Below are 15,696 nucleotides of genomic sequence, written 5' to 3'. Positions count from 1 at the left end.
AGCCGGACCAGTCCGGGCCACCGGCGGCCGGGGCGGGCCGGCGCCCCGGCTGTCGGTGGCCCGTGACAGGATCGGACCCACAGGTCCACACACAGGTCCCGCAACGCTCGAGCCCAAGGGGAGCGACATGGCAGCCAAGCCGCCCGCAGGCGATCCGATCCAGGACGCGCCCGAGGTCACACCCCCACAACATGCCGCCGCCGGGCTGCCGGCGGTAGGGCATTCGCTGCGCATCGCCCACCAGCAGATGGGCGTGCGCCGCACCGCGCTCACCCTGCTGCGCGTCAACCAGAAGGACGGCTTCGACTGCCCCGGCTGCGCCTGGCCCGAGCCGGACAAGCGCCACGCGGCCGAGTTCTGTGAGAACGGCGCGAAGGCCGTCGCCGAGGAGGCCACCCTCCGCCGGGTCACCCCCGACTTCTTCGCCGCCCACCCGGTGGCCGACCTCACCACCCGCAGCGGCTACTGGCTCGGCCAGCAGGGCCGGCTGACCCAGCCCATGTACCTCCCCGAGGGCGCCGAGCGGTACGAGCCGGTGACCTGGGACCGGGCCTTCGACATCATCGCCGACGAGCTGACCGCGCTCGACTCCCCCGACGAGGCGGTCTTCTACACCTCGGGCCGCACCAGCAACGAGGCGGCCTTCCTCTACCAGCTCTTCGCCCGCGAGTTCGGCACCAACAACCTGCCCGACTGCTCCAACATGTGCCATGAGTCCTCCGGCTCGGCGCTCACCGAGACCCTCGGCGTCGGTAAGGGCAGCGTGCTGCTGGATGACCTCTACAAGGCCGACCTGATCGTCGTGGCCGGGCAGAACCCGGGCACCAACCACCCGCGCATGCTCTCCGCCCTGGAGAAGGCGAAGGCCAACGGCGCGAAGATCATCTCCATCAACCCGCTGCCCGAGGCCGGTCTCGAGCGGTTCAAGAACCCGCAGAACGCCCGCGGTATCGCCGGTGGCGGCACCGCGCTCACCGATCTCTTCCTGCAGATCCGGATCGGCGGCGACCAGGCCCTCTTCCGCCTCCTCAACAAGCTCATCCTCGAGACAGAGGGAGCCACCGACGAGGAGTTCATCCGCGAGCACACCCATGGCTTCGAGGAGTTCGCCGCCTCGGCCCGCGCCGCGGACTGGGACGAGACGCTGCGCGCCACCGGTCTCGACCGCGCAGACATCGACCGCGCGCTGCGCATGGTCCTCGACTCGAAGCGCACCATCGTGTGCTGGGCGATGGGCCTGACCCAGCACAAGCACTCGGTGCCCACCATCCGTGAGGTCGTCAACTTCCTGCTGCTGCGCGGCAACATCGGCCGCCCCGGCGCCGGGGTCTGCCCGGTGCGCGGCCACAGCAACGTGCAGGGCGACCGCACCATGGGCATCTTCGAGCGCCCCGCCCCGGCCTTCCTGGACGCCCTGGAGCGCGAGTTCGGCTTCGCCCCGCCCCGCGAGCACGGCTTCGACGTCGTCCGGGCCATCCGCGCCCTGCGCGACGGCCAGGCCAAGGTCTTCTTCGCGATGGGCGGCAACTTCGTGGCGGCCTCCCCCGACACCGAGGTCACCGAGGCCGCGATGCGCGCCGCCCGGCTGACCGTCCATGTCTCCACCAAGCTCAACCGCTCCCATGTGGTCACCGGCGCGCGGGCGCTGATCCTGCCCACCCTCGGCCGCACCGAGCGCGATCTCCAGGGCGGCGGCCCGCAGTTCGTCACCGTCGAGGACTCCATGGGCATGGTGCACGCCTCCCGCGGGCGCCTGGAGCCCGCGAGCCCCCATCTGCTCTCCGAGCCGGCCATCGTCTGCCGGCTGGCCCGCCGGGTGCTGGGCCCCGAGAGCCACACCCCGTGGGAGGAGTTCGAGAAGGACTACGCGCGCGTCCGCGACCGCATCGCCGCCGTCATCCCCGGCTTCGAGGACTTCAACGACCGGGTGAGCGCCCCTTCCGGTTTCGCCCTTCCGCACGCCCCGCGCGACAGCCGCAGCTTCCCCACCGCCACCGGTAAGGCCAACTTCACGGCCGCCCCCGTCGAGTACCCCGAGGCGCCCGAGGGCCGGCTGCTGCTGCAGACCCTGCGCTCCCACGACCAGTACAACACCACCATCTACGGCCTGGACGACCGCTACCGCGGCATCAAGAACGGCCGCCGGGTGGTGCTGGTGCACCCCGAGGACGCCCAGGAGCTCGGGCTGGCCGACGGCGCTTACGCCGACCTGGTCAGCGAGTGGAAGGACGGCACCGAGCGGCGCGCCACCGGCTTCCGCGTGATCCACTACCCGACCGCGCGCGGCTGCGCCGCCTCGTACTACCCGGAGACCAACGTCCTGGTCCCGCTGGACGCCACCGCCGACACCAGCAACACCCCGGCGAGCAAGTCCGTCGTCGTCCGTCTGGAACAGACAACCCCGGCCTAAGCGTTTGCTCAGTTGCCTGGTAAGAAGGTGGCCACCACAAGCAAAGGTGGCCACCACAGCAACCGAACGGAGCCTGTCCCGATGGGCGAGCAGACCAGCGTGAAGTTCCCGCAAGAGGTACTCGACGAGTACGCGGCGCTCGGCGTGGATCTTCCCGCGCTGTTCTCCGCCGGACACCTCGGCACCCGCATGGGCGTGCAGATCCTCGAAGCCTCCGCCGAGCGGGTCGTGGGCACCATGCCGGTGGAGGGCAACACCCAGCCGTACGGGCTGCTGCACGGCGGCGCCTCCGCCGTACTGGCCGAGACCCTGGGCTCGGTCGGCTCGATGCTCCACGGCGGCAGCGGGCGGATCGCGGTCGGCGTGGACCTCAACTGCACCCACCACCGGGGCGTCCGCTCGGGCCTGGTCACCGGCGTCGCCACCCCCGTCCACCGGGGCCGCTCCACCGCCACCTACGAGATCGTCATCAGCGATGAGCGGGACCGGCGGGTGTGCACCGCCCGCCTCACCTGCCTGCTGCGCGAGGTCGACGACGCCGGCCGGGCCAAGACGGTCGCCGACATCGCCGAGGCGAAGGACCGCGCCGAGGCGTGAGGCCCGGCACCCTTGCCGTTGTCCCCCTGGGAGGCCAGGTCTACCGTGACTCTCCATGGGGGCAACGACCCGGGCGGGTTCCTGGCCCGCCGCCGTCCGTGGACGCGCTCTCGCGGGATGCGCTCTCGTACTCGCCGTGGCGGTGACCGGATGCGGCGGCTCCGGTTCCGGCCCCTCGGGCGACTCCCACACCTCCCGCAACTCCCGTAGTGCCTCCGCGTCCACGCGCGCCCCGCACAGCCCCACCCCACAGGCCGCCTCCCCCGTGCGGCTGTGCGCCGACCTCATCACCTACTGGGCCGAGCAGGACCTCGCGGGCAGCCAGTGGGCCGGGCTCGACTGGGAGCAGAAGGGGCTCTCCAACGAGCAGTACGAGATCTACGACAACATCGTCCGGGCCGCGCGCGCCGAGCGGAAGCGGCATGGCACCGCGGCGGCCAAAGCGCTGATCAAGCGGCTGGCCGAGCGCCGCTGCGCGGCCGCGAACGGCGCCACCCGCAGCTCCGAGAACTGGCGCCCGCCGACCTGAGCCGCACCCGCCCGACACCGGCCCGACACCATTCCGGAACCCCGCCCACCGCCCCGGGCAGACCCTGGACCCGCGCCGCCAGTCGTAACACTGCGTAACACTGACGCAATATAAGATCGCATTTTCAGCACGCTCGGCAACTCCGAAATCGATCTTCCCGCGCCGATCCGCGCACGCGCCTCCGCGCTTCATTCACAAGCGCACCGCACTCCTTAGCGGAACTGCACCTTCTCAGGATCCGGACCTAATGGTTGGCCCAAATGCGCCCCATTCGTCCCTTCCGTTCCGCTACACGGACATCCCGGGGTGACGCGCGTCATAACAAGACAGTCACATCATCGTCTAGACCTCTGCCCCCGGTCGCGCCCCGCGCTTAGAGTCACAGCCAGTCACGGCCCCGTGGGATGTACGCCGCACCCACACGGCCATTCCAGGTTCATCCGGCGAGGACACGGCACCCCATGAACCCGAGGTGCCGGGCCAGGGAAAGGATTCCTCGTGCGACACCGTTCCTTGCTCATCATGACGACCGCGATCACTGCGGGAGCTCTCACTCTCAGCGCCTGCGGGTCGCGGGACGACAAAAACGACAGTGGCGGCAAGGACAGCAAGACGACCGTGGTCATCGGTGTCGACGCCCCGCTCACCGGCTCGCTGTCCGCTCTCGGCCAGGGCATCAAGAACTCCGTCGACCTCGCGGCGAAGATAGCCAACAAGAACAACGAGGTGGACGGGGTCACCTTCAAGGTCAAGTCCTTCGACGACCAGGCCGTGCCCTCCTCGGGCAAGCAGAACGCGACCTCGATGGTCGACGACGAGGACATCCTCGGCGCGGTGGGGCCGCTCAACTCGGGCGTCGCCCAGTCCATGCAGGGCGTCTTCGACAGAGCCGACCTCGCCCAGGTCTCCCCCGCCAACACCAACCCGGCCCTCAGCCAGGGCGACGACTGGGCCTCGGGCAAGAAGTCGCGCCCCTTCAAGACCTACTTCCGCACCGCGACCACCGACATCATCCAGGGCCGCTTCGCCGCGCAGTACTACTACAAGGACGCGAAGAAGCGGAAGGTCTTCGTCGTCGACGACAAGCAGGCGTACGGCAACGGCCTCGCCACCATCTTCGCCGAGGAGTTCAAGCGCCTCGGCGGCAAGGTCGTCGGCCGGGACCACCTGACCGTCAAGGAGACCGACTTCTCCGGCATCGCCAACAAGGTGAGGTCCTCCGGCGCCGACTCGGTCTACTTCGGCGGCCAGTACCCCGAGGGCGGTCTGCTGTCCGACCAGGTCAAGCAGGCCGGGGCGCAGGTCCCGATCATGGGTGGCGACGGCATCTACGACCCCGCCTTCATCAAGGCGTCGGGCACCAGCAACGACGGTGACCTCGCCACCTCCGTCGGCTACCCGGTCGAGCAGCTCGACTCCGCCAAGACGTTCGTGAAGAACTACGCGGACCAGCACTACAAGGACCCGTACGCGGCCTACGGCGGCTACTCCTACGACGCCGCCTGGTCCATCATCCAGGCCGTCAAGGCCGTGGTCGAGGACAACGACGGCAAGCTCCCGGACGACCCCCGCGCCAAGATCACCGAGGCGCTCGGCAAGGTCTCCTTCGACGGCGTCACCGGCAAGGTCTCCTTCGACCAATACGGCGACACCACCAACAAGCAGCTCACCGTCTACAAGGTCACCAAGGGCGCCTGGAAGTCCGTGAAGAGCGAGACCTTCAAGGACTGACCCCCGGCAGCGATCCGCACACCCACGAAACGAATCCGCGCGAGGGCGTACCCATCGCCCTCGCGCGGCGTCATATCCGACACGCTCATCGGAGGCCCTGCGGTGCACGAACTGCCGCAAACGCTGGTCAACGGCCTGACCCTTGGCGCCCTCTACGGCTTGATCGCCATCGGGTACACCATGGTCTACGGCATCGTCCAGCTCATCAACTTCGCCCATGGCGAGATCTTCATGATCGGGGGCTTCGGGGCCCTCACCATCTACATCTGGCTGCCCAGCGGCACCGCGCTCTCCCTCGCCCTGCCCCTGATGCTGATCGGCGGCATCGTCGCCTCGGTCGCCATCGCCACCGCGGCGGAACGCTTCGCCTACCGGCCCCTGCGCGGCGGCCCCCGGCTCGCCCCCCTGATCACCGCGATCGGCCTGTCCATCGCACTGCAGCAGGCCGTCTGGGCCTTCTACCCCGACGCCAAGAAGCCCCGCAGCTTCCCGCAGTTCGAGGGATCGTCGTTCGAGATCCTCGACAATCTGCACATCCAGCGCGGCGACGCCTTCCTCCTCATCGCCGCCCCGCTGTGCATGCTCGCCCTGGGTCTTTTCGTCTCCAAGAGCCGGGCCGGCCGCGCCATGCAGGCCACCGCGCAGGACCCCGACACCGCCAAGCTCATGGGCATCAACACCGACCGCATCATCGTGATGGCCTTCGCCATCGGCGGTGCGTTCGCCGCCGTCGCCGCCCTCTCCCACGGGCTCAAGTACGGCCAGATCAACTTCGAGATGGGCTTCATCGCCGGCCTCAAGGCGTTCACCGCCGCCGTGCTCGGCGGCATCGGCAACATCTACGGCGCCATGCTCGGCGGCGTCGTCCTCGGCATCGTCGAGGCCCTGGCCATCAAGTACATCCAGGACATCCCCGGGATGGACCAGCTCGGCGGCGGCGCCTGGAAGGACGTATGGGCCTTCACCCTGCTCATCGTCGTCCTGCTGGTCAGGCCACAGGGTCTGCTCGGCGAACGCGTAGCGGACCGGGCCTGAGGGAGTGAACCGATGACCACCGACAAGACCCAGCCCACCGCCGTGCGCGAGGCCGCGGCCGGCGCCCCCGCCCCGCGCACCACCCTGCTCCGGGCCCTCACCGCGGCCGGCGGCGCCGCCGCCGTCGTCTCCACCTTCCTGGCCTGGACCTGGACCGCCGAGTTCCCCGGCGATCTGACCGTCTACGGCTACCCCGGCGGACTCCAGCTCCTCACCCTCGTCCTCTCCATCGCCACCGGCGTCTTCGCGCTGGCCGCCCTCGGCCTGAAGGGCCTGCGCTGGCTCACCCCCAGCGGCTCCACCCAGGCCCTGCGGATGCTGGCCCTCGGCACCTTCGCCGTCACCTGGTTCACCGTCATCGCCATCGCGGTCGATCTGGACGGCCTGGTCAACCTGGAACCCGGCGGCTGGATCGCCGCCGTGGTGACCGCCGTGCCCGTGGCCACCACCTTCCTGCTCCCGGACGACAGCCGCCCGCTGTGCCGTCCCAAGGAGCTGCCCTCCTGGGCCGAGATCCTGATCATCGCGGCGGTCTTCGCCGTCGGCCTCTACGTGGTCAACTACGGCATCCAGACCGACGCCGACCACCCCGAGCCGTTCCTCGGCTACCTCATCGCCGTCGGATTCGCGGCCGTCGCCCTCGTCAAGGCCGGGCTCATCAGCCGGATCAGCGAGCTCACCAACTCCTACCGCTCCGTCACCCTGGTGGCGGCGCTGATCACCGCGATCGTCTTCCCCTTCTTCCAGGACAAGTCCAGCTTCACCGAACTCGGCGTCAACATCGCCATCTTCGCGACCGTCGCCCTCGGCCTGAACATCGTCGTCGGCCTCGCGGGCCTCCTCGACCTCGGGTACGTCGCCTTCCTCGGCGTCGGCGCCTACACCGCCGCCCTGGTCTCCGGCTCCACCGCATCGACCATCGACGTCAAGTTCCCGTTCTGGGCCGCCGTGATCACCGGCGGCGTGGTCTCCCTGATCTTCGGTGTGGTCATCGGCGCCCCCACCCTGCGGCTGCGCGGCGACTACCTCGCCATCGTGACCCTCGGCTTCGGAGAGATCTTCCGTCTCGCCATGCTGAACCTCGACGGCACCTCCGGCCCCTCCGTCACCAACGGCCCCGACGGCATCCCCAACATCCCCCCGCTGGAGATCTTCGGGTTCAACTTCAACGACGACCACAGCGTCGGCGGAGTCACCCTCGACTCCAACGGCAACTACTACCTGCTGATGCTGCTGGTCACGGTGGTCGTCGTGCTGATCTTCAGCCGGGCGGGCAACTCCCGCATCGGCCGCGCCTGGGTCGCCATCCGCGAGGACGAGACCGCCGCCACCGCCATGGGCATCAACGGATTCCGGGTCAAGCTCATCGCCTTCGCGCTCGGCGCCACCCTGGCCGGGGTCGCCGGCGCCGTATGGGCCCACTTCCAGTCCACGGTCGTCCCCGAGCAGTACGTCTTCGCCGGACCCGTCCCGCCCAACTCCACCTTCCTGGTGGCCGCCGTCATCCTCGGCGGCATGGGCACCATCGGCGGCCCGCTGCTCGGCGCCACCCTGCTCTATCTGATCCCCAAGAAGCTGGAGTTCCTCCAGGACTACCAGCTCCTCGCCTTCGGTGTCGCGCTCATCCTGCTGATGCGCTTCCGCCCCGAGGGGATCGTCCCCAACCGGCGGCAGCAGCTCGAGTACCACGAGACCGGCCAGCTCGACGTCCCCGGCGCCACCGGACTCAAGGACGGTGCCGTCGGCGTCACCAAGGCGGAGGCATGACAGCGATGACCACCACCACGACCTCCCCCGTGCTCACCGCCACCGGCGTCACCATGCGCTTCGGCGGTCTCACGGCCGTACAAGCGGTCGACCTCGACGTCCACCCCGGCGAGATCGTCGGCCTCATCGGGCCCAACGGCGCGGGCAAGACCACCTTCTTCAACTGCCTCACCGGTCTCTACGTCCCCACCGAGGGCAGCGTCGCCTACCGGGGCACCGTGCTGCCGCCCAAGCCCCACCTCGTCACCCAGGCCGGCATCGCGCGCACCTTCCAGAACATCCGGCTCTTCGCCAATATGACGGTCCTGGAGAACGTGCTCGTCGGCCGCCACACCCGCACCAAGGAGGGCCTGTGGTCGGCCCTGCTGCGCGGCCCCGGCTTCAAGCGCGCCGAGGCCGCCTCCAAGGCCCGCGCCATGGAACTCCTGGAGTTCACCGGCCTCGCCGACAAGGCCGACCACCTCTCCCGCAACCTCCCCTACGGCGAACAGCGCAAGCTGGAGATCGCCCGCGCCCTCGCCAGCGACCCCGGACTGCTGCTGCTCGACGAGCCCACCGCCGGAATGAACCCCCAGGAGACCCGCGCCACCGAGGAACTGGTCTTCGCCATCCGGGACCTGGGCACCGCCGTGCTCGTCATCGAGCACGACATGCGCTTCATCTTCAACCTCTGCGACCGGGTCGCCGTGCTCGTCCAGGGCCAGAAGCTCGTCGAGGGCACCTCGGAGGTCGTCCAGAGCGATGAGCGCGTCATCGCCGCCTACCTCGGCACCCCCTTCGAGGGCGCGCCGGGCGCGGAGGAGGCCGCCGAGGTCGAGGCCGCGGAGGCCGGGGCCACGACCGGAGCCACGGGCGGGGCCACGCAGGACGAGGCCCAGCGGGGCACCACAGCACGTACGGAGGACGGACAGTGACCGCACTGCTCGAGGTCGAGGACCTGCGGGTCGCCTACGGCAAGATCGAGGCCGTCAAGGGCATCTCGTTCAGCGTCGAGGCCGGACAGGTCGTCACCCTCATCGGTACCAACGGCGCGGGCAAGACGACCACGCTGCGCACCCTGTCCGGCCTGCTCCAGCCGCTCGGCGGGGAGATCCGCTTCGACGGCAAACCGCTGAGGGGCGTCCCCGCGCACAAGATCGTCGCCCTGGGGCTGGCCCACTCGCCCGAGGGGCGGCATATCTTCCCGCGGCTGTCGATCGCCGAGAACCTCCAGCTCGGAGCGTTTCTCCGGAAGGACTCGGACGGCATAACCGCCGACATCCAACACGCCTACGAGCTCTTCCCCATCCTCGGCGAGCGCCGCAACCAGGCGGCGGGCACCCTCTCCGGCGGTGAGCAGCAGATGCTCGCGATGGGCCGGGCGCTGATGTCCCGCCCCAAGCTGCTGATGCTCGACGAGCCCTCGATGGGCCTCTCGCCGATCATGATGCAGAAGATCATGCAGACCATCGCCGAGCTCAAGTCCCAGGGCACGACGATTCTGCTGGTCGAGCAGAACGCCCAGGCCGCTCTGTCGCTGGCCGACCAGGGCCATGTGATGGAGATCGGCAAGATCGTGCTGTCGGGAACGGGCGAGGCGCTGCTGCACGACGAGTCGGTGCGGAAGGCGTACCTCGGCGAGGACTGAGGGCCGACGGAAAGGGCCCGCACCGCCGGAGCGGCGGTGCGGGCCCTTTCCCTCTTCTACTGCTCCTTGTTGGCGGCCTTCTTCTCCGCCGCGTCCTCGATGACGGCCTCCGCCACCTGCTGCATCGACAGCCGGCGGTCCATCGAGGTCTTCTGGATCCAGCGGAAGGCGGCGGGCTCGGTCAGCCCGTACTGGGTCTGAAGGATGCTCTTGGCCCGGTCGACCAGCTTGCGGGTCTCCAGCCGCTGGGAGAGGTCGGCGACCTCCTGCTCCAGGGTCTTCAGCTCGGTGAAGCGGGAGACGGCCATCTCGATGGCCGGGACCACATCGCTCTTGCTGAACGGCTTCACGAGATACGCCATCGCCCCGGCGTCCCGGGCCCGTTCGACCAGTTCGCGCTGGGAGAAGGCGGTCAGCATCAGGACGGGGGCGATGCGGTCGGCCGCGATCCGCTCGGCGGCGGAGATGCCGTCGAGCACTGGCATCTTCACATCGAGGATGACGAGGTCGGGGTGGTGCTCCTGGGCGAGCGCGACAGCCGTCTCCCCATCGCCCGCCTCGCCTACGACGGAGTACCCCTCCTCCTCGAGCATCTCCTTCAGGTCGAGGCGGATGAGGGCCTCGTCCTCGGCGATGACGACGCGGGTTGTCTGCGGTGGGACGTGCGACTGCGCGTCGGGGGCGTCAGCGGTGCTCACTGTGCTCCTCGTTTTCCTGGCAGGTGGGCACCACGAGCCTACCTAGCTGCGGTAAGGTGGACGCGCAGCGGGTCGTTGATGACCTTCGAACCGTTGGCCCCGGTAGCCCAATTTGGCAGCAGGCAATGGATTCAAAACCCATACAGTGTCGGTTCGAGTCCGACCCGGGGCACTTTTCCTTCGATTCCAAGGTCACAGGGAAATTGGGCCTTTTCACTCGATGAAGTGAACGATCCTTCGAGTGTGCGCGCGTCGGCGGCCTTACCGTCAGGCTCGCATTCGTGTACGACCTCGAAACGCGTGAGCGCGCACTCGCTCTCGTCCGTCAGGGCCGAAGCTTGAACTCGGTGAGTAAGCAAACCGGGATATCGCGTTCCGCGATCCGCGAATGGCAGGTCCGGCCAGAACCCGCCCGCCCCTCAGCGCACTGCCCCAGATGCGCGCCCGATCCACGGCCGCCGGAAGACATCGCTGCCTATGCCTACCTACTCGGGCTGTACCTGGGCGATGGCTGCGTCAGCCGCCTGCGAAAGGGCCTCTACTTCCTGCGCATCGCATGTGCGGACGCCTGGCCGGGCCTCATCGATTCCTGCACGGAAGCGATGCGCGCCGTTCGGCCCGACAACAGCGTTTGCCGCGTCCAGCGGCAAGGGTGCGTCATGGTGACCGGCTACAGCAAGCACTGGCCGTGCCTGCTTCCTCAACACGGGCCGGGCAAGAAGCACGAGCGGCCCATCACCCTGGAATCCTGGCAGCAGGAGATCGTCATGGCTCAGCCCTGGGATTTCGTCCGAGGGCTGGTGCACTCCGACGGCTGCCGGATCACCAACTGGACCACGAAGATCGTCGCCGGGGAGCGCAAGCGCTATGAGTACCCTCGGTACTTCTTCACCAACAAGTCCGACGACATCCGGAAGCTCTTCACCGACACGCTCGATCGACTCGGGATCGCGTGGCGGCAGACCAACACATGGAACATCTCCGTCGCCCGCCGCGCCTCCGTCGCCCTCATGGACCACCACGTCGGGCCGAAGTACTGAACCAGTACTCCGGCCCCAAGGAGCGAGGCTCGGCTACCTCAGGTCGTCCGCGCCGATGTGGTGGACGCGGACCAGGTTGGTGGAGCCGGAGACACCTGGCGGGGAACCGGCGGTGATGATGACCAGGTCGCCCTTCTTGCAGCGGCCGAGGCGCAGCAATTCCTCGTCCACCTGGGCCACCATCTCGTCCGTGGAGTTGACCATCGGACCGAGGAAGGTCTCCACGCCCCAGGTCAGATTGAGCTGGGAGCGGGTGCCCGGCTCCGGGGTGAAGGCCAGCAGGGGGATCGGTGAGCGATAGCGGGAGAGGCGGCGGACGGTGTCGCCGGACTGGGTGAAGGCGACGAGGAACTTCGCGCCGAGGAAGTCCCCCATCTCGGCCGCCGCGCGGGCCACCGCGCCACCCTGGGTACGGGGCTTGCTGCGCTCGGTGAGCGGGGGCAGGCCCTTGGCGAGGATGTCCTCCTCGGCGGCGGCGACGATGCGGCCCATCGTCTTGACCGTGACGATCGGGTACTTGCCGACGCTGGTCTCGCCCGAGAGCATCACCGCGTCCGTGCCGTCGATCACCGCGTTGGCGACGTCGGACGCCTCGGCCCGGGTGGGGCGGGAGTTCTCGATCATCGAGTCGAGCATCTGGGTGGCGACGATCACCGGCTTGGCGTTCCGCTTGGCCAGCTTGATCGCGCGCTTCTGGACGATCGGCACCTGCTCCAGCGGCATCTCCACGCCGAGGTCGCCGCGGGCGACCATGATGCCGTCGAAGGCGTCGACGATCCCCTCGAGGTTCTCCACCGCCTGCGGCTTCTCGATCTTGGCGATGACGGGGAGCCGGCGGTCCTCCTCGTCCATCACCCGGTGGACGTCCACGACGTCGTTGCCGTTGCGGACGAAGGAGAGGGCGATGACATCGGCGCCGATGCGCAGGGCCCAGCGCAAGTCCTCGATGTCCTTCTTGGACAGCGCGGGGACGGAGACGGCCACACCGGGGAGGTTGAGCCCCTTGTGGTCGGAGATCATGCCGCCCTCGATGGCGATGGTGTGCACCCGGGGTCCGTCGATGTCGACGACCTCGAGGGTGACCCGGCCGTCGTCGACGAGGATCCGCTCACCCTTGCTGACGTCGCCGGCCAGCCCCTCGTAGGTGGTGCCGCAGCGGAACCGGTCGCCCTCGATGGGTTCGACGGTGATGATGAACTCATCTCCGCGTTCAAGGAGTACGGGCCCTTCACGGAAACGGCCGAGCCGAATCTTCGGACCTTGAAGGTCGGCCAGGATGCCGACGCTGCGGCCGGTTTCCAGCGAGGCTTTGCGCACTCGCCGATAACGCTCCTCGTGCTCGGCATAGGTGCCGTGGCTGAGGTTGAAGCGGGCCACGTCCATTCCGGCCTCGATGAGCGCCTTGATCTGCTCGTACGAGTCGGTGGCGGGTCCCAAAGTACAGACGATTTTTGCTCGGCGCATGGTGCCGAGCCTATGACTTACCGGCGAGTAAAGAACCGGGAACTTCACACTCCTCCATGGCCTTTGGATGGCAGGTTATTGACAACTAATGAAACGTGCAGCGGGCCGCTCCGATGAGCGTTTCGGAGGGTGGTTACGGGGCTCCGGAGCAGGCGCTTCAGAGCTCGGGCGGGGTCATGGTGAAGCGCGCGTTGACGTGCGCGTACACCGTCTGGCGCTGCGGTTCGAGGTCGAGCGCGGCCACGGCGTCCCGGTCGGCGGGGCCGCCGTAGCCGGACCGGGCGCGCGGGGCGGCGACGGCCACGGGCTGGAGCGGGCCCTCCTCCGCCTCGAGGTCGGCGAGCTCGGTGAGCGCCACCAGCCGGGCGCCGAGCGCTCCCGCGTACTCGCGGGCCCGCTGCACCGCCTCGCGCACCGCCTGCTGCCGGGCCCGGCCGTACGCGGGCGAGTCGGGGCGCAGCCCCCACCAGGGGCCGTCGACCCGGGTGAGCTCGAGGTCGGCGAGGCGAGTGGTGAGCTCGCCCAGGGCGGTGAAGTCGGCGAGGGCCGCGGTCAGGTGTACCCGGCCGTGGTAGGCCCGTACGCGCTCATGGCGGCTCTTGGGGTTGATCTCGGGGGTGACCGAGAAGGCGCCGGTCTCCAGCTTCTCGACCGCCTCGCCGTAGGACTTCACCAGCTCCAGGACCTGGTTGTTGCGGCGGGTGAGGTCCTCCAGCGCGGCGCGCCGGTCGGCGCCGCGGGCGCTGACGGTGACGGTGAGCCGGGCGATCTCGGGATCGACCTCCAGGGTCGCCTCGCCGCGGACGGCGACGCGCGGGGTGTCGGGGGTCCCGTACGGCACGGGGGCGGCGGGCTGCGGCGGCTGGGCGGGCTGAGGCGGCTGGTCCACGGTGGCTCCCGGTCAGATGTGCGAGGGCTGGTGCGAAGCGGTGCGGTTGGGCCAGAATCTACGCGCGTTGTACCCAATTCGCAGGTACCTCAGGGGAGATCAGCCATGCCGCTCAACCGTCGGAAGTTCCTCGGCCGCACCGCGGCGACCAGTGCGGGGGCCGCCCTCGCCTCCGCCGCGGCCGCCGTCCCGGCGGAGGCGAGGGGCCACGGGCGGCCCCGGCGGCGGTACGCCTTCACCGTGATGGGCACGACCGATCTGCACGGCAACGTCTTCAACTGGGACTACTTCACCGACGCCGAGTTCGACGACGCGGCGCACAACGATGTGGGCCTGGCGAAGATCTCCACGCTGGTCGACCAGGTCCGCGAGGAGAAGGGGCGCCGCAATACGCTGCTGATCGACGCGGGCGACACCATCCAGGGCACCCAGCTGTCGTACTACTACGCCCGGGTGGACCCGATCACCGGGGCAGGCGGCCCGGTGCACCCCATGGCGCGGGCGATGAACGCGATCGGCTATGACGCGGCGGCGCTGGGCAACCATGAGTTCAACTACGGCATCCCGGTGCTGCGGAAGTTCGAGGAGCAGTGCGACTTCCCGCTGCTGGGGGCGAACGCGCTGGACGCGAAGACACTGCGGCCCGCCTTCCCGCCGTACTGGATGACGCGGCTGCGCACCCCGTGCGGACGGGATGTGAAGGTGGCGGTGCTGGGGCTGACCAACCCGGGCATCGCGATCTGGGACAAGGTCAATGTGCAGGGCAGGATGACCTTCCCGGGCCTGGAGGAGCAGGCCGCGAAGTGGGTGCCGCGGCTGCGGTCGATGGGCGCGGACGTGGTGATCGTCTCGGCGCATTCGGGGACCAGCGGCACCTCCAGCTACGGCGACCAGGTGCCGTACGTGGAGAACGCGGCGGCGCTGGTGGCCGAGAAGGTGGCGGGGATCGACGCGATCCTGGTGGGCCACGCGCATGTGGAGATCCCCGAGTCACGGGTGGTCAACAAGGAGACCGGGCGCGAGGTCGTGCTCTCGGAGCCGCTCAAGTGGGGGCAGCGGCTCACCCTCTTCGACTTCGAGCTGGAGTGGGAGCGGGGCCGCTGGCAGGTGGCGTCGGTGTCGGCGAAGGTGCTGAACTCCAACACGGCCGAGGAGGACCCGCGGATCGTGCGGCTGCTCGACGCCGAGCACAAGAAGGTCGTCGGCTATGTGAACCAGGTCATCGGCACCTGCTCGGCGGCGATGACGGCCACCGAGGCGCCGTACAAGGACGCGCCGATCGTCGACTTCATCAACCATGTGCAGGCGGAGACGGTGAAGGCGGCACTGGCGGGGACGGAGTACGCGGAGCTGCCGGTGCTCTCGCAGGCGTCCTGCTTCTCCCGTACGGCGGCGATCCCCGCCGGGGAGGTCACGATCCGGCAGGTGGCGGGGCTGTATCCGTTCGAGAACACCCTGGAGGCGCGGGTGCTGACGGGCGCCCAGCTCAAGGACTATCTGGAGTTCTCGGCGCGCTACTACGTCCAGACCCCGGCGGGCGGCGATGTGGACCCCGCGAAGCTGACGAACGCCTCGGGCATCCCGGACTACAACTACGACGCGGTCGGCGGCCTCCGTTACGAGATCGACATCGCGAAGGCGCCGGGCTCACGGATCGCGAAGCTCAGCTTCGACGGCGAGCCGGTCGACGAGAAGGCGCGGTTCGTGCTGGCGGTCAACAACTACCGGGCGAGCGGGGGCGGCAACTTCCCGCATGTGGCCTCCGCGAAGCAGGTGTGGGCCAATTCGGAGGAGATCCGGAACACGATCATCGCCTGGGTGCGGGCGAAGGGGACGATCGATGTGCCGCGGTTCGGGTCGGTGGACTGGAAGCTGACCCGCGACGGCGTTCCGGTGTTCTAGTTCGTAC

13 protein-coding genes and 1 tRNA gene are annotated in these 15,696 nt (G+C 69.1%); 11 read left to right on the top strand and 3 right to left on the bottom strand.

The window, feature by feature from the left end; all coding sequences use genetic code 11:
* Nucleotides 1–127 precede the first annotated feature (127 nt).
* From ACZ6TD_RS34770 to ACZ6TD_RS34735, 8 genes are all read left to right on the top strand, one after another.
* On the top strand, nt 128–2,410 hold the full coding sequence (locus ACZ6TD_RS34770; protein ID WP_471344525.1) for an FdhF/YdeP family oxidoreductase: 2,283 nt from the start codon (nt 128–130) through the stop codon (nt 2,408–2,410).
* Between the two features lie 81 nt (nt 2,411–2,491).
* Nucleotides 2,492–3,007 (top strand): hotdog fold thioesterase, encoded by a 516-nt coding sequence (locus ACZ6TD_RS34765; RefSeq protein ID WP_471344524.1) that lies wholly within the window; start codon nt 2,492–2,494, stop codon nt 3,005–3,007.
* A gap of 55 nt (nt 3,008–3,062) precedes the next feature.
* Nucleotides 3,063–3,536, top strand: coding sequence for a hypothetical protein (locus tag ACZ6TD_RS34760; protein ID WP_471344522.1), 474 nt, complete (start codon nt 3,063–3,065; stop codon nt 3,534–3,536).
* Between the two features lie 522 nt (nt 3,537–4,058).
* Entirely contained in the window at nt 4,059–5,267 is a 1,209-nt protein-coding gene (locus tag ACZ6TD_RS34755; protein WP_471344521.1) for a branched-chain amino acid ABC transporter substrate-binding protein, read from the top strand.
* 102 nt (nt 5,268–5,369) lie between these two features.
* Nucleotides 5,370–6,302, top strand: a complete 933-nt coding sequence (locus ACZ6TD_RS34750) for a branched-chain amino acid ABC transporter permease (protein WP_037948794.1) — start codon at nt 5,370–5,372, stop codon at nt 6,300–6,302.
* 12 nt (nt 6,303–6,314) lie between these two features.
* A complete protein-coding gene (locus tag ACZ6TD_RS34745) occupies nt 6,315–8,069 on the top strand; it encodes a branched-chain amino acid ABC transporter permease (RefSeq protein WP_471344520.1) in 1,755 nt (584 codons plus the stop codon).
* On the top strand, nt 8,066–8,983 hold the full coding sequence (locus ACZ6TD_RS34740; RefSeq protein ID WP_086880995.1) for an ABC transporter ATP-binding protein: 918 nt from the start codon (nt 8,066–8,068) through the stop codon (nt 8,981–8,983). The genes ACZ6TD_RS34745 and ACZ6TD_RS34740 overlap by 4 nt, the downstream gene beginning before the upstream one ends.
* Nucleotides 8,980–9,696, top strand: coding sequence for an ABC transporter ATP-binding protein (locus ACZ6TD_RS34735; RefSeq protein WP_471344518.1), 717 nt, complete (start codon nt 8,980–8,982; stop codon nt 9,694–9,696). Before ACZ6TD_RS34740 ends, ACZ6TD_RS34735 begins: the two co-directional genes overlap by 4 nt.
* A 56-nt stretch (nt 9,697–9,752) precedes the next feature.
* Here ACZ6TD_RS34735 and ACZ6TD_RS34730 read toward each other — a convergent pair whose 3' ends face one another.
* Nucleotides 9,753–10,394, bottom strand: coding sequence for an ANTAR domain-containing response regulator (locus tag ACZ6TD_RS34730; RefSeq protein ID WP_470005213.1), 642 nt, complete (start codon nt 10,392–10,394; stop codon nt 9,753–9,755).
* A gap of 96 nt (nt 10,395–10,490) precedes the next feature.
* Here ACZ6TD_RS34730 and ACZ6TD_RS34725 point away from each other — a divergent pair.
* Nucleotides 10,491–10,566: transfer RNA gene (locus ACZ6TD_RS34725), tRNA-Leu, on the top strand.
* A 109-nt stretch (nt 10,567–10,675) separates the two neighbouring features.
* Nucleotides 10,676–11,434 (top strand): transcriptional regulator, encoded by a 759-nt coding sequence (locus ACZ6TD_RS34720; protein WP_471344516.1) that lies wholly within the window; start codon nt 10,676–10,678, stop codon nt 11,432–11,434.
* Between the two features lie 33 nt (nt 11,435–11,467).
* On the opposite strand, the gene pyk is transcribed toward ACZ6TD_RS34720, so the two are convergent.
* Nucleotides 11,468–12,898, bottom strand: coding sequence for a pyruvate kinase (gene pyk / locus ACZ6TD_RS34715; protein ID WP_471344514.1), 1,431 nt, complete (start codon nt 12,896–12,898; stop codon nt 11,468–11,470).
* 157 nt (nt 12,899–13,055) lie between these two features.
* Nucleotides 13,056–13,787: an SIMPL domain-containing protein gene (locus ACZ6TD_RS34710; RefSeq protein ID WP_471344513.1), complete on the bottom strand. Its 732-nt coding sequence runs from the start codon at nt 13,785–13,787 to the stop codon at nt 13,056–13,058.
* Nucleotides 13,788–13,892: 105 nt separating this feature from the next.
* Between ACZ6TD_RS34710 and ACZ6TD_RS34705 the strand changes: the two genes are divergently transcribed.
* Nucleotides 13,893–15,689: a bifunctional metallophosphatase/5'-nucleotidase gene (locus tag ACZ6TD_RS34705; protein ID WP_471344511.1), complete on the top strand. Its 1,797-nt coding sequence runs from the start codon at nt 13,893–13,895 to the stop codon at nt 15,687–15,689.
* Nucleotides 15,690–15,696: the final 7 nt, after the last annotated feature.

This window comes from Streptomyces yongxingensis (assembly GCF_055597465.1).
The sequence above is the reverse complement of the archived record's forward strand: the minus strand, read 5'-3'. Positions and strand labels throughout refer to the sequence as shown.